Source organism: Streptococcus parasanguinis (assembly GCF_001578955.1).
Taxonomy (GTDB): domain Bacteria; phylum Bacillota; class Bacilli; order Lactobacillales; family Streptococcaceae; genus Streptococcus; species Streptococcus parasanguinis_U.
The window spans coordinates 106,148-108,878 of record NZ_KQ969690.1 but is presented as its reverse complement, the minus strand read 5'-3'; the positions used below and the strand labels follow the sequence as shown (position 1 = coordinate 108,878).

The window sequence follows — 2,731 nt, the reverse complement described above, 5'->3', positions numbered from 1 at the left end:
ATGCATGCTCCAATCCTTTTCGTGTATTTTCTTTAATGGTTTCGGCTGAATGGTGTAATTTTTCTTTTTCTTCTTCTGTCAAATGCAAGTCCAATCGTTCAATAATTCCTTTTCGACCTACGATCGCTGGATAGCCAAGATAGGTTCCATATTCTGGACGATAGTTAGACACTGGCATTTCCTCGTGGCTATCATTGATCACAGCTTCTGCTAAGCGTTGGGCTGCTGCTGCAATCCCAAAATTGGTATAGAATTTGCCAAAGAAGACCGTGTGGCCACCGCGCAAGGACTCGTAGTTGATAGCATCCAGCTCTTCTTGAGAGAAGAGATCGGTAATGGCGTGTCCTTTGACACGGACCTGACTCCAAGCGACAAATTGAGAATTTCCGTGCTCACCGAGGTTGTAACCTGATACACTAGCAGGAGAAACCTGCAAACGATCAGCGACTGCACGCTTCATCCGAGCTGTATCCAGCAAGGTCCCTGTCCCAATCACCTGCTCTTTTGGAAGGCCGGTATATTGTTGATAGAGTTGAGTAACGGCATCAACTGGATTGGTCACTACCAATAAGACCCCACTAAAGCCAGAAGCCTTCAGATCACGCGCTACTTGCACCACTTGCTTGCTAGTAAAAGGAAGCTCCGCAAAACGGTCATCTGTGTTATTAGCCTGCAACTCGATATTTCCAAGAGTCGACACTACGACATCCGCATCTTTTAAAGCCGCGTAGTCATTGACCGTGATATGAACCGGATACCCGGTATTGGCAACTGTATCACAGAAATCCAAGGCATCCGCCTTGACCTTTTTCTCATTGGTATCAATCAAGACCAAGTGATCACAGGTGTGTTTCAAAATCATGCTGTGGGCCAAGGTCGCACCCACATGCCCCAAACCAATAATACCAATTTTTCTTGTCATCAGAATCCTCTTTTCTAGTATCGATCACACTGTTGGTGAGGATAGCTCTTTGTTGACTCTATTCTACCACAATTCTAGAAAGGCGGATTGAAAAAAATGGGAAAATTTTCAAGTTTTTTCAAAATGAAAAGAGGCAGTGCCTCTTTTAACGACTCAGGAAAGAAGAGTTTCAATCTCTTCAAGCGATAAGCCCGTCATCTCCGATATAAGCTCAGGTGTCATTCCTCGTGAGACCATTTTACGGATTAACTGCAGACGTTCTTCATTACGACCTTGTTCCAAGCCTTTTTCTAAACCTTGTTCCAGACCACGTTCCAATCCTTGTTCCAGACCTTCTTCACGCGCTTCGTCTATAGCCGTCTCCAGGGTCATATCATAATTTTCTTGAATACGAATTCGCTCGTCTATCATGGTCTTCTCCTCCTTGGTCCAGCTAGATGAATCTAATAATGAATCTGCGTGGGCAACGGCCTGACTGGGAGCTTTTGTGAAGGGAAGATTCCCAAAAAACTCTAGCCACTGTCTGCCTGCATCTGTCAGGTTCTCATCTTTATTATACTTGTCTAGCTCTAAAAAGGCAACCTGCAGAAGATTTTGGTGCTTGCCATTTTTATAATAGGCCTTAAGTTGCTTGCCGGACCGGCTATTGGTCAGCCAGTATTTATTGATGGCAGCCTCTTCGTCCAGTAAGAGCGACTTCTCCAAAATTGCAATCCCATAGACGGGCTCCATCTGCTCGTACATCTTATGTGTCTGACCTTGCTGGCGCAGTTTTTGCACATTTTCCACCAGCTGATTGGCCAAATAGTAATGGAAGCGATTCAAGAAATATTGCTGCTTGCGAATCTGGATCTCGATGATCACCTCGGTTCCATCATGGAGCTTGGCTCTCACATCCACCGCAGTGGAGAACAAGTCATCCTCCTCATAAGCCATGCTGTGGGGCTGGCTTCCCTCCACAATCTGAGCGTCCGCTACATCCAGCTCCAAAATGTCTCGAATAAAAGCCGTCGTCACCTCTGGCAAACTAAAAATCTTCTTGGCCATGATGTCCAAGGTTGGCGATACATGCGCGTGTCTCTTTTGCATCCCTGCTCCTTTCCGATAAACAAATAGAGGGAAGGTCCCTCTACTTCTATAATTCGAAAAAAATTGGGAATATCGAAAGGAATATCCTTTCCCTACTACCATCTCCTCATACCTTACCCCTTAAACTCCTCGACAAAATTCTTGAGTTCGGCATCGGCTTCTGGCGTTGTTCCATGAAGCTGGCTGAGCATGTCTAGGAGAGAGGCTGTCTGGGTCTCGATGGTCGCATTGGTTTGGTTGATCTTAGCCACGATATCTGTCAGTGGCTCTACTTCTTCTTCCTCAAAGGTATCCACATAGCGTGGGATATTGAGGTTATAGTCATTCTCGACGATCTCCTCAAAACTAGCCAGATGGGCGAACTTATCCATATCCTCTCTGCTCTTATAGGCCTGGAGGATCTTCTCGATATGGGCATCCGTCATGATATTCTGGTTCTTGCCCTTGTCAAATTCCTTAGAAGCATCGATAAAGTAAACGTACCGATTGGTGCGGTTCTTCTTGAGAATGATGACTGTCGTTGGGATGCTAGTATTGAAGAAGATATTGGCAGGAAGACCGATCACGGTATCAATGGCTCCTTCTTCCAGCAAGGCCTTGCGAATGGTTCCTTCAGCATTGCCACGGAAAAGGACCCCGTGAGGAAGGACGATGGCCATGACCCCCTTGTCCTGCTTGAGGTGGTAATAACCGTGCAAGAGGAAGGCGAAGTCAGCCTTG

General features: G+C 46.1%; 3 protein-coding genes. All 3 read right to left on the bottom strand.

Annotated features, from left to right (window positions below):
- On the bottom strand, positions 1-922 hold a 922-nt coding region (locus SPADD19_RS04355), incomplete at its 3' end, for an L-lactate dehydrogenase (RefSeq protein ID WP_061455326.1).
- Positions 923-1,075: 153 nt separating this feature from the next.
- Positions 1,076-2,011 (bottom strand): Rpn family recombination-promoting nuclease/putative transposase, encoded by a 936-nt coding sequence (locus SPADD19_RS04350; RefSeq protein ID WP_061455325.1) that lies wholly within the window; start codon positions 2,009-2,011, stop codon positions 1,076-1,078.
- Positions 2,012-2,124: 113 nt separating this feature from the next.
- On the bottom strand, positions 2,125-2,731 hold a 607-nt coding region (locus SPADD19_RS04345; RefSeq protein ID WP_164905841.1), incomplete at its 5' end, for an N-6 DNA methylase.

Bases quoted from the DNA above. Each gene is read 5' to 3' on its own strand.
- SPADD19_RS04350 (WP_061455325.1), bottom strand. From the start codon at position 2,011: ATGCAAAAGAGACACGCGCATGTATCGCCAACCTTGGACATCATGGCC.